6 protein-coding genes are annotated in these 6310 nt (G+C 60.9%); 5 read left to right on the top strand and 1 reads right to left on the bottom strand.

Annotation, left to right across the window (positions count from 1 at the left end):
- Positions 1 to 21: 21 nt before the first annotated feature.
- The 5 genes from NZK81_RS15350 to NZK81_RS15370 all read left to right on the top strand — a co-directional run bounded on the left by NZK81_RS15350 (position 22) and on the right by NZK81_RS15370 (position 3838).
- Complete coding sequence (locus NZK81_RS15350; protein WP_098105908.1) at positions 22 to 675, top strand: Spy/CpxP family protein refolding chaperone; 654 nt, start codon at positions 22 to 24, stop codon at positions 673 to 675.
- A 2-nt stretch (positions 676 to 677) separates the two neighbouring features.
- The gene (locus tag NZK81_RS15355) at positions 678 to 1010 is read left to right on the top strand and encodes a YHS domain-containing protein (protein WP_098105909.1); all 333 of its coding nucleotides are present in this window, start codon (positions 678 to 680) and stop codon (positions 1008 to 1010) included.
- Complete coding sequence (locus NZK81_RS15360) at positions 1000 to 1287, top strand: DUF5676 family membrane protein (protein WP_188818854.1); 288 nt, start codon at positions 1000 to 1002, stop codon at positions 1285 to 1287. The genes NZK81_RS15355 and NZK81_RS15360 overlap by 11 nt, the downstream gene beginning before the upstream one ends.
- Before the next feature lie 24 nt (positions 1288 to 1311).
- Complete coding sequence (ftsH, locus tag NZK81_RS15365; protein ID WP_260046955.1) at positions 1312 to 3225, top strand: ATP-dependent zinc metalloprotease FtsH; 1914 nt, start codon at positions 1312 to 1314, stop codon at positions 3223 to 3225.
- Positions 3226 to 3385: 160 nt separating this feature from the next.
- Entirely contained in the window at positions 3386 to 3838 is a 453-nt protein-coding gene (locus NZK81_RS15370; RefSeq protein WP_098105911.1) for a DUF2267 domain-containing protein, read from the top strand.
- A gap of 168 nt (positions 3839 to 4006) precedes the next feature.
- Here the strand turns inward: NZK81_RS15370 and ftsH (NZK81_RS15375) are convergent, their stop codons facing one another.
- The gene (ftsH, locus tag NZK81_RS15375) at positions 4007 to 5845 is read right to left on the bottom strand and encodes an ATP-dependent zinc metalloprotease FtsH (protein ID WP_260046964.1); all 1839 of its coding nucleotides are present in this window, start codon (positions 5843 to 5845) and stop codon (positions 4007 to 4009) included.
- Positions 5846 to 6310: the final 465 nt, after the last annotated feature.

Raw genomic sequence — 6310 nt, forward strand, 5'->3', positions numbered from 1 at the left:
TCGATTGCAAGGAGATCATCTATGAACGGATTCGGACGAGTGAGCATTGGTGCCATGGCGTTGGCTATGTTGGCCGCGTCGCCTGCCGTGGTGCAAGCGCAGGATACACATTCCGGGCACCATCCGACCGACGCGCCGGCGGCCACGCCACAGCCTTCCACTCAACCGCCCGCCCAGCCAGACACCATGAAGGGCATGGCTGGCATGGGCGGCAAGGAAATGCCGATGAAGGGCGAAATGATGGATGGCATGCCAATGTGCAGGATGATGGGTGAAGGCATGAACATGACTGCCCATTTCGAGCAGCGTCTGGGTGCGATCCGGAGCGAGCTCAACATCACGTCCGCCCAGTCGCAAGCGTGGGACGCCTATGCCAGCGCGCTGCGCGGTGTCGCCGCCAATATGGAGAATATGCGCGCCTCAATGATGGCGGGACATCAAGGGAACGCAACCATGTCGCCGATCGCGCGGCTAGACCGTCACGAGCATATGCTCGAAGCCATGCGCGACAACATTCGCACGCTGCGTCCCGCGCTCGAAAGACTCTATGCGGGGTTGTCCACTGAGCAGAAACAAAAGGCCGACACCCTGCTTAGCCCGCAAGGCATGATGCAGCAGATGCCCATGGGTGAGTCCATGCAGCAGATGCCAATGAGCGAAAAAATGCGGAGATAGCGATGACCACAACCCTCTATCTGCTCTTCTGGGCAGCCCTGTTCTTCGTGATGATGCGGTTCGGGTGTGGCGCCCATATCATGGGGCACGGAGGTCATGGCCATCATGGCTCTCATGAAGGATCGGGCGACAGACTGCAGGAGCCGGGAACGGCGATTGATCCGGTGTGCGGGATGACGGTCGCTACGCCTGGAGCAAAGAGCAGCATTTATCGGGGCAAGGCCTATTATTTCTGCTCGGCGGACTGCCGGGACAAGTTCGAAGCCGCACCGCAGGAATTTGCTGGCGAAGCGCCCGCAAGGACAGTTCAAGGAGCGCATCACCATGGCGCATGATGCTCGACGGCCCGGTCCGGCCTTGATCCCGGTTTTCGCCTTCGGCTTCGCCCTCAGCCTGTTCCTCGTCTTCTCCTACGTCCTGTGCGTAATCGGCTATCTGTTATTCCCCGGAAGCTTGATCAATCATTCGGCGCTCGCGATCTTTTTGCCCGGATTCGAGCTCCTGAGCTGGCGCACCTTCTTCCTGGGTTTCGGCGAAAGCTTCGCCTGGGGCTGGTATGTCGCTCTTGTTTTCGGACCACTGTACAATTTTCTGGCCTCCTGGCGCAGGTAACTTCTCTTGGAAAAGGACCGGAACATGGAACAGGGGGACAGAAAACGGAAAGGCTTGTCGCAGCTCGATATCGTGTACATCATCGTAGCATTTTTGCTGCTCGTGATCCTGCAGAATTACTGGACGAGTTCTGGCCACCTGAAGACAATCCCGTTCAGCGAATTCCAAGCGCTCGTCGAGAAAAACGCGATCACCGACGTCGTTGTGGGCCCGACGACGATAACCGGCGCGTACAAGGCCGCTGGTCAAGAGGCCAACGGCAAAGGCAAGGGCGCAGCCGAGACACAGCATTTCTCCACGATCCGAGTCGATCCTGCGATCGCCGACGAGCTCCAGAAGCGCGGTATCACCTATCGAGGCGAAGAGCCGCCTGGATTTCTGTCGAACCTGCTTTCGTGGATTCTGCCCACGGCGCTGTTGATCCTGGCGTGGATGTTCCTGCTGCGTCCAATGGCGTCGGGAGGCCATGGCGGCTTGATGGGAATTGGCCGCAGCCGTGCCAAGGTTTATTCGGAAGAGAATGTCAAAGCCACGTTCGCCGATGTGGCCGGCGTCGACGAAGCCAAGCAGGAGTTGTCCGAAATCATCGGATTCCTGCGCGATCCCGAGAAGTATGGCCGCCTCGGTGCCCGCATTCCCAAGGGCGTTCTGCTCGTCGGACCGCCGGGCACCGGCAAGACCCTGCTCGCGCGTGCCGTCGCCGGCGAAGCGCATGTCCCCTTCTTCTCGATCACAGGCTCGGAATTCGTTGAAATGTTCGTGGGCGTGGGCGCGGCGCGCGTGCGCGACCTTTTCGAGCAAGCACGCAAGCAGGCCCCGGCGATCCTGTTCATCGACGAGCTCGACGCGCTTGGCCGGGCACGGGGGATCGACCTGCCTGGTGGGGGGCATGAAGAGAAGGAACAGACACTCAATCAGCTTCTCGCCGAGATGGACGGCTTCGACCCGAGCGCCGGAATCATTGTTCTTGCGGCAACCAACCGCCCTGAAGTTCTCGATCCGGCACTGCTTCGTGCGGGCCGGTTCGACCGTCAGGTGCTGGTCGATCGTCCGGACCGCAAGGGACGCGTTGAAATTCTTCGCGTGCACATGATGCGGATTCGCGTTGAATCCGATCTCGACATCGACACCGTTGCGGGCCTCACACCGGGCTTTACTGGCGCCGATCTTGCCAATCTCGTCAACGAGGCGGCGGTCATCGCCACCAGACGCGGCGCGGAAGCGACGACCCTTGAGGATTTCACGCAAGCCTTTGAACGTTTGGTCGCCGGCATTGAAAAGAAGGGCCGGGTGCTCAGTCCACGCGAGCGTGAGACTGTCGCACATCATGAGATGGGGCACGCGCTTGTCGCAATGAGCCTGCCGGGCACCGACCCCGTCCAGAAGGTCTCGATCATTCCACGCGGTATCGCCGCGCTCGGCTATACGCTGCAGCGGCCCATGGAGGATCGGTTCCTCGCCAGCCGCAGTGAACTCATGAACCGCATGGCGGCTTTACTTGGCGGAAGAGCGGCAGAGGATCTCATCTATCAGGACGTGTCCACAGGGGCCGCCGATGACTTGCAACGTGCGACCGACATCGCCCGCAGCATGGTGGTGCGTTTCGGTATGACGCCTGAACTGGGCCAGGTCGCCTATGAGCCGGAGACCGGAAGCTTCCTCGTCGGCCAGACGCCGCTCTGGCGGCCGAAAACCTATGGCGACGGCACCGCGGAGGCCATCGACGAGGCCGTCAGAAAGCTGATCGACGATGCCTTCACAACCGCCCGCGGCGTCCTCGCGCACAACCAGGCCTTGCTGGAAAGGAGCGCGAAAGATCTGCTCGCCCATGAGACGCTCGGGTCCGCAGAACTCGAACATCTCAAGAAGGAGCTGATGGTGGCCCCGATGGCAGGCCAGCAAACTGAGCCCGCGCTCAATGCCGTGTCGGCGAGTTGATCTGTGTCCGATGCTCAGGGCGAAGCGCTGGGTGGCGGCCTCCATCGAATAGAGCCACGTCGGCTGTACGGCATAAGGGTTGTCATGGATAAAATTGATCCGGCAATCACGCGAGTTTCCGCTCGATTGCCGCGAACTACTCATTTGAAGGATTTGAGGAATGACCACAGGATCACGGCATATTGATCATGCGGTTCACCAGGCTCGCCTCTGGCTAGGGGATCTGGACGCGGAGCTTGGCGACGTGGATCAGGCACATACTTATGCGTTGCTGCGCGCCGTCCTTCACGTCTTACGCGACCGCCTGCCTCCTGCCGAGGCCATCCAATTCGGCGGGCAGCTGCCAAACCTGATCCGCGGGATCTATTATGAAGGGTGGAGCTTTCAGTCTCATCCAACGCGTCTCCACTCGATGATCGAGTTTGTGGAGGCGGTAATGGCCGCCATCGCACCGACGAAGCTGCGTCATCCGAGACGTGCCGTCGAGGCTGCACTCGCAGTCGTCGGGCGCCATGTTTCAAGTGGCGAGATCGAGGACATACGAAGCTGCCTGCCCGAGGACATACGCGCGAGCTGGCCCCAGGCCACATCCTCCACCCGGACCTCGAGCTGAAATCAGCACACAATTTCACGCTCACGCGTGCAATATTCGACGCATTGGCCGGCGTGAACTCGAGCCAGTACCGAAGGATTTCGAAACGAGGACTGTGCGAGATCGAACGGCGGGTTGAAGCAATCCTGGGCGGGCCACTTGAGCGGTATCGAAATCGCAGACCTGACGCTAGTGCACCGATGACATCTCGGGGACGGCGCTTTCGCGCGCTTCAAGAATTCCGACGTTTTCGGATCTGCCGCCGGCTACCGGAATTGCCAGAAGCGCGCGGATTTCCTCGCCCGACAGAGTTTCATGCTCCATGAGAGCTTCTGCCAGGCATTGAAGCTCGTCCTGGCGTTCGGTGAGCAGTTTGCGCGCCCTCGATTCGCCCTCTTCGATGATGCGCCGAATTTCCTCATCGATGATATTGGCGGTGGTTTCCGAAACATTGAGCCGAGCACTGCCGCCGTGGCCGAGGAAGGTGTCCTGGTCGCCGTCGCCGTAGCGCAGCGGGCCGAGCCGGTCGCTGAAACCGAACTCGGTGACCATGCGCCGCGCAAGGACGGTGGCCTGGCGGATGTCGTCACTGGCGCCCGTGGTAATCCTGTCCTTCCCAAAGGTGAGTTCTTCCGCGACGCGCCCGCCGAACATCATGGCAATCTTCGCCTCCAGTTCCACGCGAGCAAGGCCGTAACGGTCGCGCTCCGGCAACGACATCGTGACGCCAAGGGCACGACCGCGCGGAATGATCGTCACCTTGTACAACGGATCATGGCCGGGGACATGCAGAGCGACCAAGGCGTGTCCTGCCTCGTGATAGGCTGTCGTGAGTATTTCATCGGCGGTCATCGCCAGAGAGCGTCGCTCGGCGCCAAGCAGGACCTTGTCCCGCGCCGCCTCCAGTTCGGCTGTAGAGACGCGTTCAGCGCCGGATCGGGCCGCGAGCAGCGCGGCTTCGTTGACCAGGTTTGCAAGGTCCGCTCCGGAAAAGCCCGGGGTCGCCCGCGCCATGACTCGCGCGTCCACATCCGGCGCCAGAGGAACGTGCCGCAAGTGCACACGCAGAATTTTTTCGCGCCCCCCGACGTCAGGAGCGGGCACCACCACCTGGCGGTCGAAGCGCCCGGGCCGCAGCAATGCCGGATCCAGGACGTCCGGGCGGTTTGTGGCGGCGACGACAATGACGCCCTGGTCGCCGGCAAATCCGTCCATTTCGACAAGCAGCTGATTGAGCGTCTGATCGCGCTCGTCGTTACCGCCCCCCACGCCTGCGCTTCGGTGTCGTCCGACAGCATCGATCTCGTCGATAAAGACGACGCAAGGTGCGTTCTTTTTCGCCTGGGCGAACAAATCCCGCACGCGGCGCGCTCCAACGCCCACGAACATTTCAACGAACGCAGAGCCGGACATCGAGAAGAAGGGCACGCCCGCCTCTCCGGCCATAGCCCGTGCGAGCAGGGTCTTTCCGGTCCCAGGTGGCCCGCTAAGCAAGCAACCTTTGGGTATCTTTCCACCAAGCCGCTGGAATCTCTCCGGTCGCTTCAGAAACTCGACGATTTCGCTCAACTCGAACTCCGCCTCATCGATGCCGGCAACGTCCTTGAAAGTCACGGGCGGCGCATCGGTTTTGACCTGCTTCGCTTGGGATTGTCGGATGCCGAACGCCCCGCCTCCGCTCTTGGCCTGACGCTTCTGGGACCAGATCAAGAAACCCGCAATCGCCACGAGCGGAAGAAGAAGCAGAATGAACAACCACAACCAGCCCGCTGAGGTCGGTCCGGTCTTGCTCTGCGCGGCAGTTATTCTTACGCGGTGATCGAGCAGCCGCGGTATGAGGCCGGCGTCCTGCGGGGCGGTCGTTTGGAAACGCTTTCCGCCAGCCAGCACACCCTTGACCATGCTGTCGGAGATCACGACCTCGCGAACATCGTTCCTGTCGATGCGATCGATGAAGTCCGAATAGGCGATCTCGAGATCGGGCTGGGCCTGTGCGGCGGAGCTATCAGCAAGATTACTACCTACCATGGCCGTGCTCCAACCGGCATCTGCGATGGCATGTGACCGCGCCTCGGGGACATGAGCAAAGCTTGCCATGAGCAGGGCAATCCCAACGCAAACTCCGGAATCAGTCAGTCTCGGCATAATGTCTGCTCCCATCCAGGCTGAGCGAGCACGCCTCTCGAACATAATCATGACGCGCGGGTCGCACGCGGCTTACAGTTCGCGAGGGGGCGTCAGATCACGTGGATAGATGAAATCGGCATGGGAGCCTTGCGATTCGACGCTGCAATGTTCGCTGCGGCATCTACCAGGCGGGAGCAGCTGAACAGTGCGGTGCCCAGTCCCCCAACGAATTAACCTCCAGTGTCAACGGCGGTCGGATTCCAGGCCAGCATGGCGGAGTAAAAGCAGGCCATTGAGGATGAGCTCGGATGATATGCAAAGGGCCCCGATCGGGGCCCTTTGCATATTTGCCGTTTTGCGTCGGGT

Origin of the sequence: Novosphingobium mangrovisedimenti (genome assembly GCF_025153475.1) — a bacterium.
Lineage (GTDB): Bacteria > Pseudomonadota > Alphaproteobacteria > Sphingomonadales > Sphingomonadaceae > Novosphingobium > Novosphingobium mangrovi_A.